General features: G+C 39.0%; 28 protein-coding genes. 10 read left to right on the top strand and 18 right to left on the bottom strand.

What is annotated here, in order from left to right; all coding sequences use genetic code 11:
• Positions 1-59 precede the first annotated feature (59 nt).
• Complete coding sequence (gene ccdA / locus ACQXR1_RS08460) at positions 60-767, bottom strand: cytochrome c-type biogenesis protein CcdA (RefSeq protein ID WP_095432849.1); 708 nt, start codon at positions 765-767, stop codon at positions 60-62.
• Between the two features lie 219 nt (positions 768-986).
• Here ccdA and ynzD point away from each other — a divergent pair, with 219 nt between their 5' ends.
• Positions 987-1,160, top strand: a complete 174-nt coding sequence (ynzD, locus tag ACQXR1_RS08465; RefSeq protein WP_024121579.1) for an aspartyl-phosphate phosphatase YnzD — start codon at positions 987-989, stop codon at positions 1,158-1,160.
• A gap of 73 nt (positions 1,161-1,233) precedes the next feature.
• On the opposite strand, the gene ACQXR1_RS08470 is transcribed toward ynzD, so the two are convergent.
• From ACQXR1_RS08470 to yneA, 6 genes are all read right to left on the bottom strand, one after another.
• Entirely contained in the window at positions 1,234-1,452 is a 219-nt protein-coding gene (locus tag ACQXR1_RS08470) for a YneF family protein (protein WP_003221221.1), read from the bottom strand.
• A gap of 85 nt (positions 1,453-1,537) precedes the next feature.
• Positions 1,538-1,984: a sporulation inhibitor of replication protein SirA gene (gene sirA, locus ACQXR1_RS08475; protein WP_003231591.1), complete on the bottom strand. Its 447-nt coding sequence runs from the start codon at positions 1,982-1,984 to the stop codon at positions 1,538-1,540.
• 152 nt (positions 1,985-2,136) lie between these two features.
• Positions 2,137-4,140, bottom strand: coding sequence for a transketolase (gene tkt, locus ACQXR1_RS08480; protein WP_243571802.1), 2,004 nt, complete (start codon positions 4,138-4,140; stop codon positions 2,137-2,139).
• A gap of 168 nt (positions 4,141-4,308) precedes the next feature.
• Complete coding sequence (locus tag ACQXR1_RS08485) at positions 4,309-4,542, bottom strand: DUF896 domain-containing protein (RefSeq protein WP_003231595.1); 234 nt, start codon at positions 4,540-4,542, stop codon at positions 4,309-4,311.
• 67 nt (positions 4,543-4,609) lie between these two features.
• Positions 4,610-5,263 carry a YneB family resolvase-like protein gene (locus ACQXR1_RS08490; protein WP_040083041.1) on the bottom strand — a complete coding sequence of 218 codons (654 nt, stop codon included), beginning with the start codon at positions 5,261-5,263 and terminating at the stop codon, positions 4,610-4,612.
• 19 nt (positions 5,264-5,282) lie between these two features.
• Positions 5,283-5,600 (bottom strand): cell division suppressor protein YneA, encoded by a 318-nt coding sequence (gene yneA, locus ACQXR1_RS08495; protein ID WP_080478226.1) that lies wholly within the window; start codon positions 5,598-5,600, stop codon positions 5,283-5,285.
• A 149-nt stretch (positions 5,601-5,749) separates the two neighbouring features.
• Between yneA and lexA the strand changes: the two genes are divergently transcribed.
• Entirely contained in the window at positions 5,750-6,367 is a 618-nt protein-coding gene (lexA, locus tag ACQXR1_RS08500) for a transcriptional repressor LexA (RefSeq protein WP_003238209.1), read from the top strand.
• A gap of 434 nt (positions 6,368-6,801) precedes the next feature.
• On the opposite strand, the gene fosM is transcribed toward lexA, so the two are convergent.
• Positions 6,802-7,236, bottom strand: a complete 435-nt coding sequence (gene fosM / locus ACQXR1_RS08505) for a FosM family fosfomycin resistance protein (RefSeq protein WP_243571803.1) — start codon at positions 7,234-7,236, stop codon at positions 6,802-6,804.
• Between the two features lie 215 nt (positions 7,237-7,451).
• Between fosM and ACQXR1_RS08510 the strand changes: the two genes are divergently transcribed.
• A complete protein-coding gene (locus ACQXR1_RS08510; protein ID WP_014664120.1) occupies positions 7,452-7,901 on the top strand; it encodes a YndM family protein in 450 nt (149 codons plus the stop codon).
• A gap of 26 nt (positions 7,902-7,927) precedes the next feature.
• Here the strand turns inward: ACQXR1_RS08510 and pghL are convergent, their stop codons facing one another.
• The 6 genes from pghL to ACQXR1_RS08540 all read right to left on the bottom strand — a co-directional run bounded on the left by pghL (position 7,928) and on the right by ACQXR1_RS08540 (position 12,873).
• Entirely contained in the window at positions 7,928-8,686 is a 759-nt protein-coding gene (gene pghL / locus ACQXR1_RS08515; RefSeq protein WP_040083043.1) for a gamma-polyglutamate hydrolase PghL, read from the bottom strand.
• A 225-nt stretch (positions 8,687-8,911) separates the two neighbouring features.
• A complete protein-coding gene (locus ACQXR1_RS08520) occupies positions 8,912-9,226 on the bottom strand; it encodes a hypothetical protein (RefSeq protein WP_040083045.1) in 315 nt (104 codons plus the stop codon).
• Between the two features lie 77 nt (positions 9,227-9,303).
• Entirely contained in the window at positions 9,304-10,944 is a 1,641-nt protein-coding gene (locus ACQXR1_RS08525) for a YndJ family protein (RefSeq protein ID WP_430771993.1), read from the bottom strand.
• On the bottom strand, positions 10,941-11,558 hold the full coding sequence (locus tag ACQXR1_RS08530) for a DUF4166 domain-containing protein (RefSeq protein ID WP_243571805.1): 618 nt from the start codon (positions 11,556-11,558) through the stop codon (positions 10,941-10,943). The genes ACQXR1_RS08525 and ACQXR1_RS08530 overlap by 4 nt, the downstream gene beginning before the upstream one ends.
• Before the next feature lie 4 nt (positions 11,559-11,562).
• Entirely contained in the window at positions 11,563-12,369 is an 807-nt protein-coding gene (locus ACQXR1_RS08535) for a hypothetical protein (protein WP_430771994.1), read from the bottom strand.
• 315 nt (positions 12,370-12,684) lie between these two features.
• The gene (locus ACQXR1_RS08540; protein ID WP_014664111.1) at positions 12,685-12,873 is read right to left on the bottom strand and encodes a hypothetical protein; all 189 of its coding nucleotides are present in this window, start codon (positions 12,871-12,873) and stop codon (positions 12,685-12,687) included.
• A 256-nt stretch (positions 12,874-13,129) separates the two neighbouring features.
• Between ACQXR1_RS08540 and ACQXR1_RS08545 the strand changes: the two genes are divergently transcribed.
• Positions 13,130-13,564 carry an SRPBCC family protein gene (locus ACQXR1_RS08545; protein WP_069149652.1) on the top strand — a complete coding sequence of 145 codons (435 nt, stop codon included), beginning with the start codon at positions 13,130-13,132 and terminating at the stop codon, positions 13,562-13,564.
• Between the two features lie 67 nt (positions 13,565-13,631).
• Here the strand turns inward: ACQXR1_RS08545 and ACQXR1_RS08550 are convergent, their stop codons facing one another.
• On the bottom strand, positions 13,632-14,030 hold the full coding sequence (locus ACQXR1_RS08550; protein ID WP_430771995.1) for a hypothetical protein: 399 nt from the start codon (positions 14,028-14,030) through the stop codon (positions 13,632-13,634).
• Positions 14,031-14,215: 185 nt separating this feature from the next.
• Between ACQXR1_RS08550 and ACQXR1_RS08555 the strand changes: the two genes are divergently transcribed.
• The 5 genes from ACQXR1_RS08555 to ACQXR1_RS08575 all read left to right on the top strand — a co-directional run bounded on the left by ACQXR1_RS08555 (position 14,216) and on the right by ACQXR1_RS08575 (position 16,662).
• Entirely contained in the window at positions 14,216-14,404 is a 189-nt protein-coding gene (locus ACQXR1_RS08555; protein WP_014664108.1) for a twin-arginine translocase TatA/TatE family subunit, read from the top strand.
• Positions 14,405-14,579: 175 nt separating this feature from the next.
• Complete coding sequence (locus ACQXR1_RS08560; protein ID WP_430771996.1) at positions 14,580-14,846, top strand: spore coat protein C; 267 nt, start codon at positions 14,580-14,582, stop codon at positions 14,844-14,846.
• 250 nt (positions 14,847-15,096) lie between these two features.
• Positions 15,097-15,453: a YoqO family protein gene (locus tag ACQXR1_RS08565; RefSeq protein ID WP_134976505.1), complete on the top strand. Its 357-nt coding sequence runs from the start codon at positions 15,097-15,099 to the stop codon at positions 15,451-15,453.
• A 163-nt stretch (positions 15,454-15,616) separates the two neighbouring features.
• Complete coding sequence (locus ACQXR1_RS08570; protein ID WP_040083056.1) at positions 15,617-16,333, top strand: YrpD family protein; 717 nt, start codon at positions 15,617-15,619, stop codon at positions 16,331-16,333.
• Positions 16,334-16,374: 41 nt separating this feature from the next.
• Positions 16,375-16,662 carry a hypothetical protein gene (locus tag ACQXR1_RS08575; RefSeq protein ID WP_014664102.1) on the top strand — a complete coding sequence of 96 codons (288 nt, stop codon included), beginning with the start codon at positions 16,375-16,377 and terminating at the stop codon, positions 16,660-16,662.
• Positions 16,663-16,749: 87 nt separating this feature from the next.
• Here the strand turns inward: ACQXR1_RS08575 and ACQXR1_RS08580 are convergent, their stop codons facing one another.
• Positions 16,750-17,589 (bottom strand): thymidylate synthase, encoded by an 840-nt coding sequence (locus tag ACQXR1_RS08580; RefSeq protein WP_136654431.1) that lies wholly within the window; start codon positions 17,587-17,589, stop codon positions 16,750-16,752.
• A gap of 379 nt (positions 17,590-17,968) precedes the next feature.
• Here ACQXR1_RS08580 and ACQXR1_RS08585 point away from each other — a divergent pair, with 379 nt between their 5' ends.
• Positions 17,969-18,553: a VanZ family protein gene (locus ACQXR1_RS08585; protein ID WP_430772083.1), complete on the top strand. Its 585-nt coding sequence runs from the start codon at positions 17,969-17,971 to the stop codon at positions 18,551-18,553.
• 92 nt (positions 18,554-18,645) lie between these two features.
• Here ACQXR1_RS08585 and dutA read toward each other — a convergent pair whose 3' ends face one another.
• Together dutA and ACQXR1_RS08595 are read right to left on the bottom strand one after the other, a co-directional pair.
• Positions 18,646-19,074, bottom strand: coding sequence for a dUTP diphosphatase DutA (gene dutA, locus ACQXR1_RS08590; protein WP_069149646.1), 429 nt, complete (start codon positions 19,072-19,074; stop codon positions 18,646-18,648).
• A 34-nt stretch (positions 19,075-19,108) separates the two neighbouring features.
• Positions 19,109-19,570, bottom strand: a complete 462-nt coding sequence (locus tag ACQXR1_RS08595; RefSeq protein WP_014664097.1) for a DUF2691 family protein — start codon at positions 19,568-19,570, stop codon at positions 19,109-19,111.
• Positions 19,571-19,680: the final 110 nt, after the last annotated feature.

Raw genomic sequence — 19,680 nt, forward strand, 5'->3', positions numbered from 1 at the left:
TAATAGTCTTATTGTACCAAAAACAACAGGTTTAGTAGTAGTGCGAAAGTAATTCGTCATCAAAAACCAGTAAATCCCCCAAAAAGGTCAGACAGCAAAATAATGATCAGGCTCATCCAATCAAAGAATAACAGCACACCAATCACAATCATTAAAACGCCGCCTGCTTTCATGATCAAAAGCTGGTTCCTTCTTATCCATTTCAGCTTTGTGATAAAGAAAGACAATAAAAGAAACGGTACAGCAAAACCGAGTACATATAACATCATGTATGGCACGGCTGAGCCTGGATTGGTGCCAGCAAGTGAGATAACAGCACCTAATATTGGACCGGTACACGGTGTCCATCCCGCCGCAAATGCCATTCCGATTAAGACTGAACCTAAAAACCCGCTCGGTTTATGTTTAAAATGGATTCTCCGCTCTTTCATCATAGCCTCTGGCCGGAACACGCCGAGTGTAAAGAAACCGAACAAAATAATAAGCAACGCGCCAATTTGCCGAATCGCATCATGGTAATCCCTAAACAGGCTGCCAATTAAAGATGTTCCATAGCCTAAAGCAATAAAAATGACTGAAAAGCCGAGCAAAAAACACAAAGTATGAAACAGGCTTCTTTTCTGCAGCAGCAGCTTTTCTGTTTTTACATCATCCATGCTGACCCCTGTAATATATGACAAGAAAGCTGGGTAAAGCGGCAGGCAGCAAGGCGAAATAAAAGATAAAAACCCCGCTCCGAATGTCAAAAAATAATTTACGTCTCCCATGTCATCATCCCTTCATGATTTGACATTCCTTCAAGTTATGACAAAATCATTTCATTTTTTTAACACTTTCACCTGAAGGATTTCTATTTTCAGAAAAAACTTATATAATTTAATTTGACATTGAGATATTGTACTCCTTCTCATTTGAAAATTAGTATAAATATGGATATAATATAAACATTCAACTTGAAGATTTAATGTATGAAAGGATACATCCCTGTGATTAGAGAGCATCTATTAAATGAAATTGAAAAAAAAAGAGCAGAGCTGCTGCAAATTGTCATGGCGAACGGAATGACATCTCATATTACGATAGAGCTCAGTCAGGAGCTTGACCATCTTCTCATACAATATCAAAAGCAGCGCCTTCGAGCAGTAGCGGGTGATGAATGATCGCAAAATAAAAAACCCGTATAAGGGTTTTTTATTTTATAACCATGTTTCTCTATATCATAATCTTTACGTATTATTTCGTTTGATTATTCATGGCTTTCATCATTTGATTGATTTTCTTTTGAGAAGGTTTCATTCCCATTTGCATCATCATCATGCGTAACATTTGTTCATTAATAGGCGGATTCTTTTTCAGGTAGCTCATCATATATTTACGAGCAATAAAAAACCCGAGTGCAACACCTATGAGCAATGCAACAACGCCCACTAGGATGCCAACCCATAAAGTCATTTTATTTCCTCCTTCATGTTGTCTAGTTTAAAGTGTACTAAACCAAAAGCTATTATACAACATTTACATCTCTTTTTCTTCGGTTTTAGACAAAATTTCTTTCTTTCACCGGATTTAGCCATCCGTAACGCTTCGAATTGAAATCCATCGCTAAAAAGCAAGGGCTTACTTTTCTTAACACTTCAAAGAATATCGTTTCTGCCTCATAATCTCCCGAAGCCACTATTTCTATCATGTGCTCCTTCATCATAAATGTCGCATGGCCTTTTGCTTTTGGCAAAGCTATTCTATAAATATAATCCAGCTGCCTGTAATCCGTTTTGTTTAAATTCATTTTTAATCGCTGATGCATATGTAAAATCGGGATTGGTTGTGTAATATATTGAATCTGTTTCTCTGTCATTTCATATTGCTGCTTTTCAAGGCTTGTCCAATGATAGTCTTGAAACAGCTCAAACATAACCGATTCCCGCCCGAAATAGTGATTGGCAAACTCCTCTTTTATCAGGTACGTATAGTAGTGACGTTCCATCTTTTCATCCCCTTTTCCAGCAGCATTTCATTTGCTCTCTATTATACAAAAGAAGAAAAGAAAGAATTGTCTATTACTGTTAAACAGCCAATACTATTTTTGTCGGATAAACAAGAAAAAGAGGATGATTTGACTCATCCTCTTTCAAAGACTTACTTATTAATTAATGCCTTTACTCGATTCACTACGTTCGGTACTGAGAAGCCGTATTCGTTAATGATGGTTTCACCAGGGGCAGACGCACCGAATCGGTCTATGCCAAGTACGTCTCCTTCAAGCCCCGTGTATTTGCCCCATCCAAATGATGAGCCCATTTCAATTGCTAGGCGTTTTTTCACAGCTGCAGGAAGGACTTCGTTTTTGTATTCATCAGATTGTTTCTCAAAACGGTCCATTGAAGGCATGCTGACAACAGAAACATCGATATTTTCTTTTGCCAATTCTGCTTGCGCTTCAATCGCAAGACCTACCTCAGATCCTGAAGCGATGAGAAGAGCGTCAGGTGTTTCGTTTTTAGATTTAGAAACAACATATGCACCTTTTTCTACTCCTGCCAATGCTTCTTCAGGCGTTTGATCGATGGTAGGAAGGTTTTGGCGTGTTAGCACTAGCGCTGTTGGCTGATCAGTGCTTTGTACTGCAAGCTTCCACGCTGCTGCTGTCTCATTGCCGTCTGCAGGACGGATCAAAGAAAGATTAGGCATTGCACGGAGTGAAGCAAGCTGTTCAACAGGCTCGTGCGTCGGGCCGTCTTCACCTACAGCAATACTGTCATGTGTGAAGACATATGTGACAGGAAGGCCCATTAACGCTGCAAGGCGAATAGAAGGACGCAGGTAATCAGAGAAGACAAAGAAAGTTCCGCCGAATACACGCAGTCCGCCATGAAGCGCCATACCGTTTAATGCTGCACCCATCGCAAATTCACGTACACCAAACCAGAAGTTTTTGCCTGAGTAATCAACCGCTGTAAAATCACCGGCATTTTTAATTGTCGTTTTGTTCGATCCCGCTAGGTCGGCAGAACCTCCGACAAAGAAAGGAATTTTTTTCGCGAGTCCGTTGAGAACTTCACCGGAAGATGCACGGGATGCTAGGCTGCTTCCTTTTTCATAAACAGGAACCTCTTGATCCCAGTCCTTCGGAAGCTCTCCTTTGATTGCCAGTTCAAGCTGTTCAGCAAGTTCAGGATAAATTTCTTTATATTTAGCGAATTGAGCATTCCATTCCTGTTCTTTTTTCTCGCCTGATTCTTTTACAGCTGCAGCGAAATGCTCATATACTTCTGACGGAACGTAGAAATCTTCTTCATATGTCCACGCGTAAGCTTCTTTTGTTAATTTGCTTTCCTCTTTACCAAGCGGCGCGCCGTGAACACCGGATGTACCTGCGCGGTTAGGCGATCCGAATCCGATTGTCGTTTTCACTTCAATTAATGTAGGTTTCTTATCATTTTGGCGTGCTTTTTCGATAGCCGCTGTTAATTCTTCAATATTGTTTCCATCCTCAACATAAAGAACTTCCCAATTCATTGCTTCAAAACGCTGTTTTACGTTTTCAGAGAATGAACGGTTCAGATCTCCATCAAGAGAGATGTCATTAGAATCGTATAGTACGATCAGACGGCCAAGCTGAAGATGTCCTGCGAGTGAAGCGGCTTCAGAAGAAATCCCCTCCATTAAATCACCATCACCACAAATACTGTATGTATAATGATCGACTACGTTAAATGAATCACGGTTGTAAGTTTCCGCTAAATGGCGTTCAGCGATTGCCATACCGACTGCCATGGCAATTCCTTGGCCAAGCGGACCTGTTGTCGCATCCACACCGGCAGTATGTCCGAATTCCGGATGTCCAGGTGTTTTGCTGCCCCACTGGCGGAATCCCTTAAGATCTTCAATACTAAGATCAAACCCGCTTAAATGAAGCATGCTGTATAAAAGTGCTGACCCATGTCCAGCAGATAAAACAAAACGGTCACGGTTAAACCAGCCAGGGTTTGTCGGACTTACGTTCATAAATTTTGTCCACAGCGTGTATGCCATCGGAGCAGCCCCCATCGGCATCCCTGGGTGACCAGAATTTGCTTTTTCAATAGCGTCTATTGACAGTGTGCGAATGGTAGCAACTGATTTCTTTTCAATTGTATCCATAAAAATCCCCTTCCTTATGTGTTGTACCCTTACATCATAAATGTCTGACGACTTTTTCTCAACTGTTTCAGCTTAAATTTGAGAGAAACTTGTTGAATTTTGTCACATAAGAGTTTTGATTATAGTATATGCAAAAGAGGAATACGATATTGCCGTATTCCTCTTATATTAGTGAAGTTTGTTATTTCTTTGTTCTCTTTTTAGCTTTTCTGGTGTTACATCATTGCCTTCTGGATCAATGATTTTGACGCTTTTCAAGGTGTTCTTCATAGAAGAACGAAAACCTTTCAAGTACTCTTGACGGAGCTTTTGCTGTTCGGCTTTTTCTTCTTCTGTAATAACGCCAGCTTTTGCTTTAGCAGCAAGCTCATTAATTCTGGCAATTTTCGCGTTTGAAATCATGTTAAACTCCTTTATTTATTGCATTTTGTCTATATAGTACTAGATCAAAAAAAGTTTTACAACTGATTCACTCCGCTGTCTCTTCATTCTCTATGTATTCCTGAAAACGCCGGTGAACGGTTGCTTTAGAGACATCATAACCAAACCCTCTTAAGGTAGCCGCGATTTCAGCAAACGTCAGTTTATTCGCTCTCAGGCGGACGATCTCAGAGATTGGCACCTCTATTCTATCTTTTCCGCTGTTCTCGTGTTGGTTTTTTAAGTTTTTTTGCGGTTTAAAACCGTTTTTTACCGCACGCTTCATTCCCCGTTTGATTTTCATGTTGTGAATTTTACGTTGATACTCTTCCACAATGCTGACGATTTCCAGCACCATTGAGTCAGCCTCCGATAACTCCAATTCACCTCTGTGTGCAGTTGTATAGACTTTCACACCTTCTCTGTAAATGCAATGAAGCAGTGCGATTTTTGCGTTTCCCCTTCCGAGCCTTGTCTCATCCTGAACCAAAATGACATCGATTCCAGCGTTCTTAATCTCATCAAGCAGCTCAAATACACCATCCCGATCCATTTCATATCCGCTGGCTTTTTCAGAAATCACTTTGACAACTTCCATGCCGTTCTCAGCTGCAATGGCCGCAAGCTCTTCCTCCTGCCGCTTTAATGACGTTTCCTGTTGTTCTTTATTTGTGCTTACGCGGGCGTAAATGAGTGCTTTCATTTTTTTCTATCTGTCCTCTCTATCTTACAGTTGCCAATTCATATGCATCTTGATGCTTCTTTTTCAATGGGATCACTAATTCATCACCCGGCTGGATATCAGACGTCTGAAGATGATTTTTATCAGCCACCCATTCGATAAAATCATTTTTATTTATCTTTTTTGTATCAGCTACCTGATCAGCAATTGACCAGAGTGTGTCCCCTTGCTGGACTTCTATTTTAACATACTGATTAAGCTCTTGGCCGCTGCTTGTATATGACAGCATCAGGATAACCGCGCTCAAAATCACTGTGAACAGACCGACAAAAATAATAGATTCTTTACTCATGATCATACCTCCGACAGGAATGTTTGTTCGCATTTTTATAATTTCAGTATATACGAACAAACGTTTCTGTCAATTGTTTTTTTCGAACCTATGTTTGTACTGTAAGGAAAATCATGCTATAATCTTCTTAAAATCGACGTTTTGAGGTGCGAAAAATGACGAAGCTATCAAAAAGGCAACTTGATATCCTCCGTTTTATTAAAGCAGAGGTTAAATCAAAAGGATATCCGCCTTCCGTGAGAGAGATCGGAGAGGCTGTCGGGCTTGCGTCCAGCTCTACTGTCCACGGCCATTTGGCCCGATTGGAAACAAAAGGGCTGATCAGACGGGATCCGACAAAACCAAGAGCAATAGAAATTCTTGATGAAGAAGTAGACATTCCGCAAAGCCAGGTTGTTAATGTACCTGTCATTGGGAAAGTCACAGCGGGCTCTCCTATTACAGCAGTAGAAAATATTGAAGAATACTTTCCGCTTCCTGACCGCATGGTTCCTCCAGACGAACATGTATTTATGCTGGAGATTATGGGAGACAGCATGATAGACGCTGGTATTCTCGATAAGGACTATGTCATCGTTAAACAGCAAAACACAGCGAACAATGGGGAAATTGTAGTTGCGATGACAGAAGATGATGAAGCTACGGTAAAACGTTTCTATAAAGAGGATACTCACATTCGCTTGCAGCCTGAGAACCCAACGATGGAACCCATCATTTTGCAGAATGTCAGCATTCTAGGGAAAGTAATTGGCGTGTTCAGAACGGTCCATTAATCTATTGATCTATCAGACGCATGAAATAACCCCCTCTTCCTTTACGGAGAGGGGGTTTGTTGTTCAAAAAAAGCAGGCTCGCCCTGACTTTTGGGTGCGAGCCTGAATAGGAGGAAAAAGAACATCATGTTTACACCATAATTATCCACTAAAAGATTGTTGAAGTCAAGAAATTTTCTTTCCTTCAGGAAACTTTTAATCAACACATGCATGTTTATAAGATTAGACGCTACCTTCTTAAAAATGTTTCATTCTTTGGGGCGTGAAAGGATATGGTTTCATATTTATTAAGGGGCGAGGCGATTGAATATATTGAAAATTTAGCACATAGTTTATTTAGTTCATTTTTCTGTTAAAAACCGCTCACTTCTCTAAATCGTCGTGAGCTATATACAACAAGTAAATATGCTTTTAACCATATGTGGTGTGTGATATCAAAAGGCCGTATCATCATAAAAGGACATATGTGTTTTTTCTTGTTTGTAATATCGAAGCCTGTCTTGAAGGGTTCCGGTATGAAATTCAAATTTGTGGCCGTCAGGATCGGTAAAATAAATTGATTTTCGATCGCGTTCATCTCGTTCTCTGCCAGGCAGAATATTGACATGAAGTCTTTTTAATTTCGCTGATACTTCCTCGAATTCATGATCCTCAATCGTAAAAGCAATATGAGTATAAGAAGACTTAATTTCATTTCTGGGGATGTCTGCTTCTTCATTAAGCGCAAGCCAGATGCCGTTCATATCAAAATATGCAGTTGTCTTTCCCTTTACCAGAAGCTTTGCGCCAAACACTTTTTGATAAAAATCAATCGATGTATCCAAATGCGAAACTGAAAATAGCAAGTGATTGATTCCTTTTATCTTCATAAACCATTCCCCCTTGAAAGCTGATCATCTACATATACGACCTTTTTCATAAGAAAGTTTCATACAGCTGAAAAAAATACCAGTGTAAACAAAAACGGATTGTTTAAAATAATCACTGTAATCGTCATGACCATTATGACTGAGATCGAATTGCCGTGTTTATCACTTGTTTCTCCCAAGAATTTTCTTCAAAAAATAACAATTTAGGTGGTCAAATGAAACATATCATTGCGCTTGCTTCAAAGATTGCTTTCACTCTCGCCCTTTTATATGTGATTTTGGACAGAGTCTATCACGCATCCTTTTTGAGCGTGATGTTTATTGCACTTTTCTTGGGTTTTGTTTCCTATCTATCTGGCGACATGCTCGTCTTACCGAGAACAAACAATATTACAGCTTCACTTGCTGACTTTGGCCTTTCTTTCGTGATTCTTTGGGTCTTTGTTTTAACCCAAACAAGAAACGATTTTTCACCATTTGGAGCTGCTCTTCTGTCCGCTGCCTGTCTTACTGTATTTGAATACTTTTTTCATCGGTATTTACTGAAAAATGTGCTTGATGAAAATTTCCGAAATGAACTGTCAGCCAGAGATAACACGTTGCAGTATCAAACGGAAACCGCGGACGAGCTGTTTCCCGAAACGAATGAGAAGCATAAGGAATAGGAGGCTGTCAAATTGCCTCCTATTTTTCAGTAGCTATTTTTGAGAAAACGGGACATCTCTTCTGTAAAATCATAAAACCTCTCATTTTGAGTAACAGCTCTGCTTTTTAAAGAAAAGATGCCGAACAAAGACTTTCTAAAGCCTGTGCTCATTTCTATCTGGATACTTAAACCTGTTTTTGACTTATTTGCAATATTATTTGGACTAACGCCCGCATGCGGATGGTCTGTATTGAGCAATACAGCAGGAAAACCGGCATGTTGCAGCTTCTCAACTAAATCTGCCGCTCTTACGCGATCTGTACCGCCAACTTCGATCTGCTGATCTTCTTCTGCGTATCCGTGCAATGAAATGACATATTCATGATTTTCCGTCATTTTCAGGGCCCGAGGTTCATCAAAATGTGTGCTCGTAATGTGCAGGACTGAGTTTCCCGACGATTTTAAGCCTTCAAATAAATACAGCGAGTACTCTTTGCTGAGCTCTCTCGCTACCTCACTTGTTCCGCCTTCAATACCTCCTCCGTGAATGGCTAAAACAAGTACAGGGCTTTCGGTTTCTTTCGTAACAATGTCGTAATCAGAAGGGTCTTCATTGTTTTTTAATTCCTCAAAATTCTGATATACATCTTCAGCATAAATTGAAGAAATCGGAGTAAACACCATAAAAATTAACAATAATTTTACAATTTTAATAGTTGATGGAAAACGTTTGGCTATGTTACAATCAACATGCTTCAAGGAATGGAGCAAACGGCGGAGCAGGGATACTTTGGCCGGTTTCATCTACTCCGCCTCTAAGTCCAAATCAACAGGATGTCGGTTTCTTTGAGGCTTTAGCACGATTTCTCTCGTCCTCCTTGTTAAATTTTTGTTAAATTCACAATATTATATACCATTAGCCCGGGCGCTGTTCTTCTCATTTTTGAATTTATGAAAAGGAATCTGGCACCACTTCCCCACATTTCCATACAAAACAAAAACGCACCTGCCATTTGGCCTGTGCATTTTTTATTTTCTCTTCATTCTTCGTTTTTTTGCTTGATTTAATTTCATGATGTTTTTTTCAATTTTTCTTATGTTTCGCCTTTGCGGAATTGTTTTAAGTTCATGATAAACAGAAATAAATCCGCTTAATGTCACTGCTGCGATATAAAGGACACGCTGTTTGATCATCCGGTCAGCGTGTCCATGATCATTCGCTTCTTTTTCCAGCCTTTCGATCACAGCTTTATCAAACAGTTGATCGACATACACTTGTTTCATTCCCACAGCAAACCCCGCAGCCAGCCAAAGAATCAGAAATAAACTGATATAAAACATCATAAATTCTTCCTTTCCTGTCTAGATGCGGCGCAGAATTTTGAAATGCAGCAACTGGCAGACGAAGCTTCTTCTTTATGTTAGGTTCTTTCAATAGGCCGGGTAATATGTGTCATACTGTAATGAACAGTTAGAAATTTTATTCCAAAGAGCCACATGTGATGAACAGCGGTTAATTTGTTGTCATGTGCAGCTTCTATCAGAAAGGTTTCAGATAAAGGTAGCGGACAAGTTCCCGCTCTTGTTTGCAGATAAATTCCCTCATCCCCCGCTCTGCTTTTTCTCCGCCTGCTTGTTAAAATCAGCTTCTCCTGATGATGATATGGTTTTAAAATACCTGTCATGCTGCTAAATGGAAGCGGCAAAGAAATATTCATATACCCCTCTCCATTTGAACGGTACACTGAATATAGCGCGGTAAAAATGGTTTCGTTTTTTTCATTTGTTCTAATCCAGGCACGTACTTTTTCTCTTCCGTCTTTTTTTGAATGAACACCTTTTATTTCGCTGTACATTCTATACCAGTCAGGGTTCGTCGAAAGATGTATTTGGCCGGTTCTTCTGCTGAACCATTCGTAAACAATTGCAAGCGGACGAAACCACGTGTTCCATGTTACTTTTGCTTTGATATTGTATTCGATGGTTTGTTCATAAAACGAAAGAATGAGCGGTGCCAGTTTTTCAGGTGAAAAATCCTTTGAACGAAGGCTGCCCATATCGTCCACAAGTCCGCTGTACTGGACGTTACTCTCAGCTTGAATGTTAGCTAAAAAGTCTTTTCCAATCTTTCTTTTTCCGAAGATATGGCTGAAGGTCTTTATACGGCCTGCATCAAAAGGCTTCGGATCCTCTATTCTCCATCCTATGAGAGCGGGCAAGATAACACCAAACGCGTTTACAAAACCGTGAATCCAAATCATCTGATTAATGGTCAATGTAACTTCTTGCCGAAATACACCAAATGAATAAATCATCGAGAAAGCAATCGTAATCATTAAAACAGCGGAAGAAAGCCGAATAAGAAATGCCCCCGTCTTGGTGCGAAAAGCTGCCGTGAACACCAAAAATCCATGAAGATAAATCGCCGCCATATAAATGCCAACCGCAATGACATCAAGTGTTTTTGAATAGGTTATGCCCAGTGCGATCAGAAGGGGCGAAAGCAAAATCACCCATGTTATCCAACTGTACAACATACGATGCTTTCTAATGGTTCTGCCGAGTAAACCGTTGAAGATCGGGATCAGAAAAGCAGAATAGTGAAAGTGGACAGCGGTCAGCAAAATGATGAGAGGGCCAAATTGCATGATCTGCAAATGGTCAGCATAAGCAAAAAACCAAAATCCTCCTCCCGCCAAATAAATAAGACCGAACAAAACAGATGTCTCTTCGATTCTATGTATCTTTGTTTCCCAAAGGCGGAGGATCGCATACAATGCAATAAAAACTGTGTATATCCACCAGATTAGCGCGAAACCACCAATCTCTGTCACAAGAGCCAGCACTGCAAAGAACGCGGCTGCCGGATAGCAATGGATTAGCCCGTATTCAATGAATTGAGCAGCACGAAGCTGCGATTGACGAAAAACAAAAGGGAAAATTCCCGGCACGAAAAAAAGAATGGATAACAAAACGAGTGCCTCTGCCACTGAAATATCCGGTGCTTCTGCTGCAATAAATCCTATAAAACAAAGCGCACTGACAATGCCATTTCGTTTCATGATTCCCTCTCTTCCTCCTGAAACGTTCCTTTATAAAAGAAAAGAGTGCCGAGAATTGTATTTCGCACATGCACTTCAATGGTGAAACAATTCTTTCTTTCATCAAATGTTTCGCAAACTACGGATGTACCTGTCAGCCATTTTGGCAGCGGGATTCGTTTTCCGCATATCAGTAGCCATTGCTTTCCCGATGTGATCGTAAGAGAGCCGACATGAGATGCCTCGAACGACAAAACAGACAGCAGCAGATGAGGTTTGCCGAAGAAATCAAGGATTCTATTTTCTTTCTCGTCGTATATCATAATCGCGTCAAAGAAACGTTTTTTGCCTTTAAAGAAAAATGTACGGTTCCATTCTATCCCGATATGTTCCGAGTTCATAAGGCAAGATCTATTTTGTATCGTAAATGGGATGTCTTTGCCTCTTTCTGAAAAGAAACACCTGAACAAAACGCCCAGCTTTAACAGCATTCTAACCAGAAAAGAGCCTCCGCTGATTTCTGACATCGTTCCCGTCCCGCTAAAGGTATGAGACCCGTCTAATTGGTACCGTTTCCGCAGCTTGGGATGGAGCAAATGGTAGTTAATAATTGATTTTTCATAAATCGAACTCACAATGTCACTTCTTTCTCTTTCGATTTGTGCGCATGGCACTAGGGAGCTGCAGGCTAAGAGCACCGCTTGCCGCAGAACACACACTCAACAGAACCCATATGAGCGTCTCGGAACCTAGACAAGCGAACAAAGCAAAGATACAAGCCTGGACACCATGAATGATCCATTTTCTTTTTAAAGGAATCAGCCACAAAATAGCTAAACCTATCTCCGCTGTCCCTGCCAAAATGCTTGTTTCAACATCTGTAAAGCCTTGATTAAACCAAAACAGGCTGAAAAACAGGCACATGAACACATAGACGACAGCAGATCGAATGAAATGTTTCGGATGTTTATTTTGCTCAATCCAAACCCTTAATGCATCAAAGCTCCAGGCAGTCGCCCATCCAAGCAGCGGCCGAAATAATAAACGATCGATCCACATTCCCGGCAGTCCGTAGGCTGTTTTATATTGGTACTGTGTTAAAAACGTCATTTTCCCATTTTCTCTCTGTATATACCTCCAGTACCCGCTTCCATGCCGAATCAGAGATAACGGATGATTTGAGCCGAAAGCCAGTGAGGAAGATCTTTCAGCTGAACATTTGTCGAAAACGCCGACTGTTTCTCCTGTACCTGACACCTTTAACCCAAAACCTATTCTTGTTTCGTAAAGAAACTTCTGTTTTTCGCATGGCTGTCTATCCAAATACGTGATATTTGAAAACCGGAGATCCCACTCCTTATGCAGTGATGGATTTTGTGTATATTCCCAGAGTGTATCCAAATCAGAATTCATTTCGATTTCTACATAAATCGGTTTCTGTCTCATAGCTCCTCCTCCCTTCTATTTCAAGCAATTCCTATATTAGCATATTGGTCGATTTGATAAGTGTATACCTCTCCAAAAAAAGCATCTTAATCCTAAAAATGCAAAAAAAAAAAGAGAAGAGAGGTTTCCTTCTCTTCCTTGTGATTCATTATTGAGTTTTAACCGTCCCTTTGTGTTAAGGCGGGACCAAGAAGTGTTTAGCCTGCATTTAAAAGTTGTAGTCATGAGTGAAGATTACTGCGCACATATCATGATGAACATTTCATCATGCTTTCAAGAAATCAAATTGAACATTTTTAGACAGCCTCGGATCAACTAAAATTCCAGTTTGAAGCTTTCTGCCTGATCTGAAACTTCCACAGGAATCCCCATTATCGTTTTCGGTTTGGATACGTAAACAAAGCGCATTTCTTCCTTTAATTGCTGAAACGCTTTTTCACTAACTACGATTCTGGCTGGCTTCCCTGGACTGTTATCAATGGCTGCTTTGATTTTTCCAAGCATAAAAAACCTCCTGTTTTAGAAAAATGAGATTTACTATTAAAACAAAACTGATAAGCACAGCAAAATCGCGCAAAATAAATGGGCTGAACAGGAACCTGATTCAAACATAAGCAAGAATGCAATCACAACTATACATTTTCGGCTGATACACTATTCATCAGCAGCTGCAGCATAAACAATGCAAGCTATGGACATGATCTTATTAGTTATTATATGATTAAATTGAAAAAACATCATATGTCAAGAGGTAAACAAAATGGTTCAAAATCATAAAAATACATTACCAGATATTACGAAAAGCATTACCCTGGAGGCTCCCATTCAGAAAGTCTGGGAGACAGTCTCCACTTCAGAAGGCATTGCCAAGTGGTTTATGCCCAATGACTTTCAGCTCAAAGAAGGACAAGAATTCCACTTGCAATCACCGTTTGGACCGTCCCCTTGTAAGGTTTTGGCTGTTCAAGCTCCAACTGAACTTTCTTTTGAATGGGATACAGAAGGATGGGTCGTTACCTTTCAATTAGAAGACTTGGGGGAAAAAACGATGCTTACCCTTATTCACGGCGGCTGGAAAGAGCCGAATGAATTGATCGGCAAAGCCAACGAGAAAAGCTCCGTCATTCGCGATAAGATGGATGGCGGCTGGACTGGCATCGTAAATGAACGGCTTCGTAAGGCTGTCGAAGAATAAAAAAAGAGAGAGATACCTCTCTCTTTTTTGTTTTTAACAAAGGGTTGTACTTCACAATTTGAGCACATCAATCATAAAACGTAACCGCTTTAGATTTTCCAGAGTAATCGGTGACAAAAAACTCAGCCTTGTTATTGCTCCCGTCTACAAATTTTCCAATACTGCCAAAGGTGTAGCATTCTCCGGGTGAAAAATAGTTTGACCCTACATAATCATCAGGATTGTCACCGGCATCATCCTCATATAAGTGCAGTGAGACAGAAAAAGGAGTGCTTCCTGAAAGGCACACTCTAAAATCTCCTCCGCTTGAGTATACCGTGGGACTTGAGTAGGTATATGTGTAAGTCCCCAATTTTTCCCACTCTCCAGCTCCCGCAGTTCCCGCTTTTTCTGCTTGTGCCGTTAATGGAAAAACAGCCGCCAGCCCTAAAACAGACAAAAATCCAAATACCTTAGTAAATCTCATCAGTCACACCTCTCCTTTATTTCAATCATCTTAAGCAGGGCATTGGATATTATATTCAGCAGCAGCCGTTTTAAGAATCCGCTTTTGAGCTGGCTTTAATTTGTCAAAATAAATGCATTCCCATTTGAACTGCCATCTCTTATAATTTGTGTAAAAGGTTGTACTTCAATCAGGAGGAAAGGGATATGGAATTAAGCTTCACAAAAATACTCGTTATTTTGTTTGTAGGTTTTTTAGTGTTTGGACCTGATAAACTGCCGGCGCTTGGCCGTGCAGCAGGAAAAGCCTTATCAGAATTTAAACAAGCAACCAGCGGACTGACTCAGGATTTAAGAAAAAGTGATGCAGACAACAAAGAAGACAAACAAATATAAGATATATCGTTTGGGCCGATGAAAAATCGGCTCTTTATTTTGATTTGTTTCTATGTCACCTGTCTTTTTTCTTCCATTTGGACAGCCCTTTTTTCCTTCTATGATTTTAACTGTCCAAGCCGCAAAATCAACTCGCCGTATAATAAAACGTATTATAAATAAAGGAGGAGTATATATGGGTTATTACAAAAAATATAAAGAAGAGTATTATACGGTCAAAAAAACGTATTATAAAAAGTATTACGAATATGATAAAAAATACCACCATGATAAAAAAGATGACGACTGTGATTATGACAAAAAATATGATGACTATCATAAGAAAGATGATGACTATCATAAGAAAGATGATGACTGTGATTACGATAAAAAATATTATGATCACGACAAAAAAGACTATGATTATGTTGTAGAGTATAAAAAGCATAAGAAACATTACTAAACTCCATTCACATCTCCTCGTTTTCACTTTTCCCCGGCTAATGCCGGGCTTTTTTGGGCACTATCATCTTGAAGCTTCCCTTCACTTTCTTTAAAAACCTTGGTGACTGAATTAAAAAAAGAATGATGAATATTTAGTACATAGTTTATTTAGTTCTTATATAGGCAGATTCAATTCGATTTCCAAGTATTGCAGTTACAAAGAAATGTTTATAAACTCTTAGAGTATCACACATAAAAGGAGAGGTTGTTTGTCTAGAAACATCGTATTTTATCTCATTTTACTTTGTCTATTTATATCAGTTGCCATGACAAGCTTTGAGGTGATAAGAACAATCGCCAATGTTAGCTGCTTTGTTTTCGTATTGCTGTATTTTAAAGATGAAATGAAAACATCCTCATGTAAAGCGTTAGCAATCCTAAGCATTTGTTTTCTTTTCTTAGTCGGTATCTGTGCTTTTATCATGTTACAAGGACAGACATTGATGAAACAGCACCCCTTTTTTACAGGCTGGGAAACGATAGCGCGCATTCTTTTGATTATCGTTTCTTTAAGCATTTGTGCTTTTATTATGAGGAAAATTTCAAATCGGTTAAAACGATTATGATCTTATTATTTCCTTTGTTAAAGGTATATAGCTTTCAGATTTCAGAAACGTTTCGTCCCTTACATCACTCAAAATGAAATATTTTGTCGATTTATATACATAAATCCAGTTCCAAAATAAGGTATAATAAATGACGAAATCACTATCAAAAGGGGGAATTTGAGTGAAAAAAGTATTGATTGCAGGTGCAGTAGGAACAGCCATTCTTTTCGGAACACTTCCATCAGGTATACCAGGCTTGCCCGCGGCAGATGCTCAAGTCGCAAAAGCAGCCTCCCAGCTGCCTAAGGGAATCGGCGGCCGCGCCTATCTGAATAGTACAGGCGCCGTTTTCACAGCTAAAATCAATCTTCCTGACACTGTAAAATATGATACGGTCTCTACTCCTTATATTTATTCAGGATTTAGGGCAACAAGTGGAACTGAGGCAGATATCGGGCTTCAGTACAGCAAGCAATACAACGTCTGGAAGCCCCTCATGAAGGTAGGGTCCAAAAATGAAGAAACGTACATCGAAGGAAAAGACAAGTTCACATACAATAAAGGCTTCCGCCCTGGAAGCACAGTCCAAATGACAATCTATAAAAATTTAAACGGCAATACGCGCATGACCCTTTGGGGAACGAACAATGACGGCTATACCGGACGAATTATCACAGAAATTCAAGGGACCAACATCGGCACGATTTCAAAATGGAAAACACTTGCTACTGCAGCAGTTTCTTATGAAAGCCAGCGTGATGCCATCAAAACAGCCTTTTCGACATCTTTTAACAGCATCACAATCGACAATAAAGCTATCACTCCTGTGGTAGATACACAGGATTTCGCAAAGGTTTCGGTTTCAGGAAATAACGTTACAATCTCTGTTAATAAATAAACGAAGCAGCAAAAGGCCGCCAGCATTGCTGGCGGTTTTTTATGGAGCATACTGCTCATAGCTCGTATCTTCAGCTCTTTTGTTCAAACCAAACTTTAAAAAGGGTGAATATTGGTATGAAATATGAAAAAACAAGTCTTTTTGGAATGATTTTAGTTATAGTAGCACTTCTAATATCGATATATTTTATGTGTAATACAAATGCGTTGGTACCTGCTGGATATGATCTCGCTATTCACGGAATTGTGATATCAAGAACTTTAATGATTGCTTTTACTTTATATTTAGTTTCAAAATTAGGATATTTTCTTCTGAATAAAAAAGATTAACTGTACAGTTAATCTTTTTTATGTATTATACGTATTTGTCCTTCGATTTTTATTCATCTTCCAGATTTCTTAATGAAATTAGCAACATTAAACTGCTACCTCAAATGAAAGCTTGTCCCCATGCTTATAGTTGATTAACTTAAAATCATCGATTGTAAAATCATAAAAATCTTTCACTTCAGGATTGATCCATAGTTCCGGTGCTTCAAACTGTTCTCTTTCCATCTGGATTTTCAAATTGTCTATATGACGGGTGTACACATGGCAATCCCCAATGTTAAAAATATATTCACCAAGCTCATAGCCAGTCACTTGAGCAATCATGCGCTGCAACACATTATACTGAAATACATTGAACGGATTCCCCAACGCCATGTCATTGCTCCGCGCTCTTACCTCAAGGTGGAGTTTCCCTTGTTTTACATACCACTGTGTCTCGTATACACATGGTGTTAAGGCCATTGCGTCTAATTCATCAGGATTCCACAGCATTGTAATGTGTCTGCGTGAAGACGGATTGTTCTTCAATTGATGAAGAAGATAATCAACCTGATCCACCTTTTCTCCATTTAAATTTCTGTTTTTCTTCCCCAGCTGAAATCCATATGCATGACCAATGGTGCCATCTTCTTGTTTCCACTGATCCCAAATATGTACGCCCATCTTGTTTAAATCATTAACATCGTTCGATTTCAGCTGCCAAATCCAGAGCAATTCTTTAATGGCTGTTTTCCAGGCAACTTTTTTTGTCGTTAAAATCGGAACCTCTGAGTTGTCGAATCTCATTTGCTTACTAATCACGCTTAGTGTATGAGCCGGTGTTCCATCTGAGTCCCACTTTGTTCTTACTTGAAATTCTTCGTCTGAGATTCCATTATTTATAATGTCATTTATGATTGAGTTGTATTGTTTATCGAATTGAGTCATGGCAATTCATTTCCTTCCTTCATTTTCAGTTGCTTGGCATAATATATTACGAATACAATATTATCGCAAATAGTAAGCACGCACCGATAAAATGAGATTCTTATTCCATCCCTTTGTGTGTAAAGAGGAGTTACCCCCTCTTTTACATCGGTATTTCTCCATAACATAGTCTGTCACATTGCTTTTAGTTACCGCAAGTTTTAACCCAGACACACCATTTAACTTGGTTAAGTTGATGATATCCTAGTTTTTATTTGCCCTCTGATCAAACATTCTTTTATTTTGGAAATTCCTTCATTTTCCTATTTGTGTTAAAATGAATCAAAAAGGAAATTGTGGTGTACTTATGCTCGACTCGTCTTTTCTCTTGCCATTTTTAATGGTCCTCTATTTTTGCTTTCTAGTTTATCGACTCATTAAACGAGCCCTTTTTAAAAAAGATCGATTACCCATACATAAGCATATCGTTATCTTTTGTTTATTGGTTTACTTTTTCAATTTGATAAGTGTTACATTATTTCCTCTGCCCGTAGATGCTGGTTTAATAAAAGATATGAGGTACGACTCTTATCTCCCATTTGTATCAGGGAATAACTTCATCCCATTTTATTTCTTTGTAGATGTTTATCACGAAGGCCTACAATTTTATGTAATCAGATCAATCGGAGGAAACCTGATATTACTGCTCCCAGTTGGCTTTTTATTTCCACTGTTATTTGAAAAGCTTAATAACCTTAAAAAAATATTACTAATTGGATTTTTCATTTCTTTGTTTATTGAACTAACACAGCTTTCGTATTCAGTGTATATAAAATCTGTTTACAGAAGTTTTGACGTGGATGATTTAATGCTTAACACCTTAGGGACTTTGTTAGGCTATTGGTTCTTTTACATATTAAGCATGTATTATAAAAGACTAGCTAATCGCTATAAAAATAAAAATAGGACCTCAATAAACATTTAATCATTTGCTGATCAAATTAGATAATATGTACCTTGGCTGTAATCTGCATTGATCAATCACACATCATGAAGACAGCCAAGGATTTATTTTGTTTACTTAGTACCTGTTGAACCGAGTCCTCCTCTATCCTCGTTTCCCAAATGCTCAACTTCAACCAATTCAACCGCCGGCATTTTCTTCATGATTCTAAACTGACAGATACGATCACCCTTCTTAATTTCAGTATCGCGCAATGCATAAGCAGGAAAGAACCAAAAATCGTTGTCTCCCTTGTATGACTCATCGATAACACCCATTGAATTTGTTTGAATAACGCCAAAGTTCTTATATGTGCTTGACCGAGGAACGACATGTGCTTCGTAACCTTCTGGCAGCTCCATTGCTACACCTAATGGGACAAGCTTAAATTCATCTTTTTTGATTGTTACATCTTCAGCTGCTCGAAGATCGATCCAGTCTCCCTTCTCAATTTTGCTGATTCTTGTTTGTGTTTCATCTAGATATTTGATTTTAATTTGCATTGTTATGTATTAGCTCCTTTTATTTTATTGGCTATCATACAGTAAGGCCTGTTCTTGTGTCATTTTCATCAGTTATAAACTGAACGTCTTCAAAATCATTGTGTAAAGCATTAAAATAAAGTTTTTCAATGGTATTTTTGTTTTTACAGTAAATCGAAACGTAGCTATTATCTGCTATCAAAAGTACAAATTCGCAATCACTGTCAGCAAACTCTTCATATGTATTGACTTGATTAACTGTTTTTCCATGTGGAAATGCTTTCAATTCAACGAAAATGGTATAGTACTGATTCGTTTTTAATAGTTGCGCAAAATCCGCCCCTTCAACAATAGCAAAGTCATGAAAAAGCTCCTCATTATCGAGCTCTCCGTCTACTACAAAATAAGATTCACCACTCGTTTGCCACTTATAATGAGCTATGTCTACTGGCTGCAGTATTCTCCATAGAAAATTTCCATATTCATTCGGTATTTGAAAACTAACTCCCCTTTTCATGTATACCCCTTACTTAAACGATTTTTTGAATACGAATTTAATTATATACTCTGATGTCAGGTTTATGGAACAAGGAATCGACTGCTTTTTGAACGGATTATCTTTTACAG

This window comes from Bacillus sp. ATD (assembly GCF_050585765.1).
GTDB classification, from domain to species: Bacteria; Bacillota; Bacilli; order Bacillales; family Bacillaceae; genus Bacillus; species Bacillus stercoris.

Coding starts and splice junctions, on each gene's coding strand:
- ccdA (WP_095432849.1), bottom strand. CDS start 767: ATGGGAGACGTAAATTATTTTTTGACATTCGGAGCGGGGTTTTTATCT.
- ACQXR1_RS08470 (WP_003221221.1), bottom strand. CDS start 1,452: ATGACTTTATGGGTTGGCATCCTAGTGGGCGTTGTTGCATTGCTCATA.
- sirA (WP_003231591.1), bottom strand. CDS start 1,984: ATGGAACGTCACTACTATACGTACCTGATAAAAGAGGAGTTTGCCAAT.
- tkt (WP_243571802.1), bottom strand. CDS start 4,140: ATGGATACAATTGAAAAGAAATCAGTTGCTACCATTCGCACACTGTCA.
- ACQXR1_RS08485 (WP_003231595.1), bottom strand. CDS start 4,542: ATGATTTCAAACGCGAAAATTGCCAGAATTAATGAGCTTGCTGCTAAA.
- ACQXR1_RS08490 (WP_040083041.1), bottom strand. CDS start 5,263: ATGAAAGCACTCATTTACGCCCGCGTAAGCACAAATAAAGAACAACAG.
- yneA (WP_080478226.1), bottom strand. CDS start 5,600: ATGATCATGAGTAAAGAATCTATTATTTTTGTCGGTCTGTTCACAGTG.
- lexA (WP_003238209.1), top strand. CDS start 5,750: ATGACGAAGCTATCAAAAAGGCAACTTGATATCCTCCGTTTTATTAAA.
- fosM (WP_243571803.1), bottom strand. CDS start 7,236: ATGAAGATAAAAGGAATCAATCACTTGCTATTTTCAGTTTCGCATTTG.
- ACQXR1_RS08510 (WP_014664120.1), top strand. CDS start 7,452: ATGAAACATATCATTGCGCTTGCTTCAAAGATTGCTTTCACTCTCGCC.
- pghL (WP_040083043.1), bottom strand. CDS start 8,686: ATGAAACCGGCCAAAGTATCCCTGCTCCGCCGTTTGCTCCATTCCTTG.
- ACQXR1_RS08520 (WP_040083045.1), bottom strand. CDS start 9,226: ATGATGTTTTATATCAGTTTATTTCTGATTCTTTGGCTGGCTGCGGGG.
- ACQXR1_RS08525 (WP_430771993.1), bottom strand. CDS start 10,944: ATGAAACGAAATGGCATTGTCAGTGCGCTTTGTTTTATAGGATTTATT.
- ACQXR1_RS08535 (WP_430771994.1), bottom strand. CDS start 12,369: ATGAGACAGAAACCGATTTATGTAGAAATCGAAATGAATTCTGATTTG.
- ACQXR1_RS08540 (WP_014664111.1), bottom strand. CDS start 12,873: ATGCTTGGAAAAATCAAAGCAGCCATTGATAACAGTCCAGGGAAGCCA.
- ACQXR1_RS08545 (WP_069149652.1), top strand. CDS start 13,130: ATGGTTCAAAATCATAAAAATACATTACCAGATATTACGAAAAGCATT.
- ACQXR1_RS08550 (WP_430771995.1), bottom strand. CDS start 14,030: ATGAGATTTACTAAGGTATTTGGATTTTTGTCTGTTTTAGGGCTGGCG.
- ACQXR1_RS08555 (WP_014664108.1), top strand. CDS start 14,216: ATGGAATTAAGCTTCACAAAAATACTCGTTATTTTGTTTGTAGGTTTT.
- ACQXR1_RS08560 (WP_430771996.1), top strand. CDS start 14,580: ATGGGTTATTACAAAAAATATAAAGAAGAGTATTATACGGTCAAAAAA.
- ACQXR1_RS08575 (WP_014664102.1), top strand. CDS start 16,375: ATGGAGCATACTGCTCATAGCTCGTATCTTCAGCTCTTTTGTTCAAAC.
- ACQXR1_RS08580 (WP_136654431.1), bottom strand. CDS start 17,589: ATGACTCAATTCGATAAACAATACAACTCAATCATAAATGACATTATA.
- ACQXR1_RS08585 (WP_430772083.1), top strand. CDS start 17,969: ATGGTCCTCTATTTTTGCTTTCTAGTTTATCGACTCATTAAACGAGCC.
- dutA (WP_069149646.1), bottom strand. CDS start 19,074: ATGCAAATTAAAATCAAATATCTAGATGAAACACAAACAAGAATCAGC.
- ACQXR1_RS08595 (WP_014664097.1), bottom strand. CDS start 19,570: ATGAAAAGGGGAGTTAGTTTTCAAATACCGAATGAATATGGAAATTTT.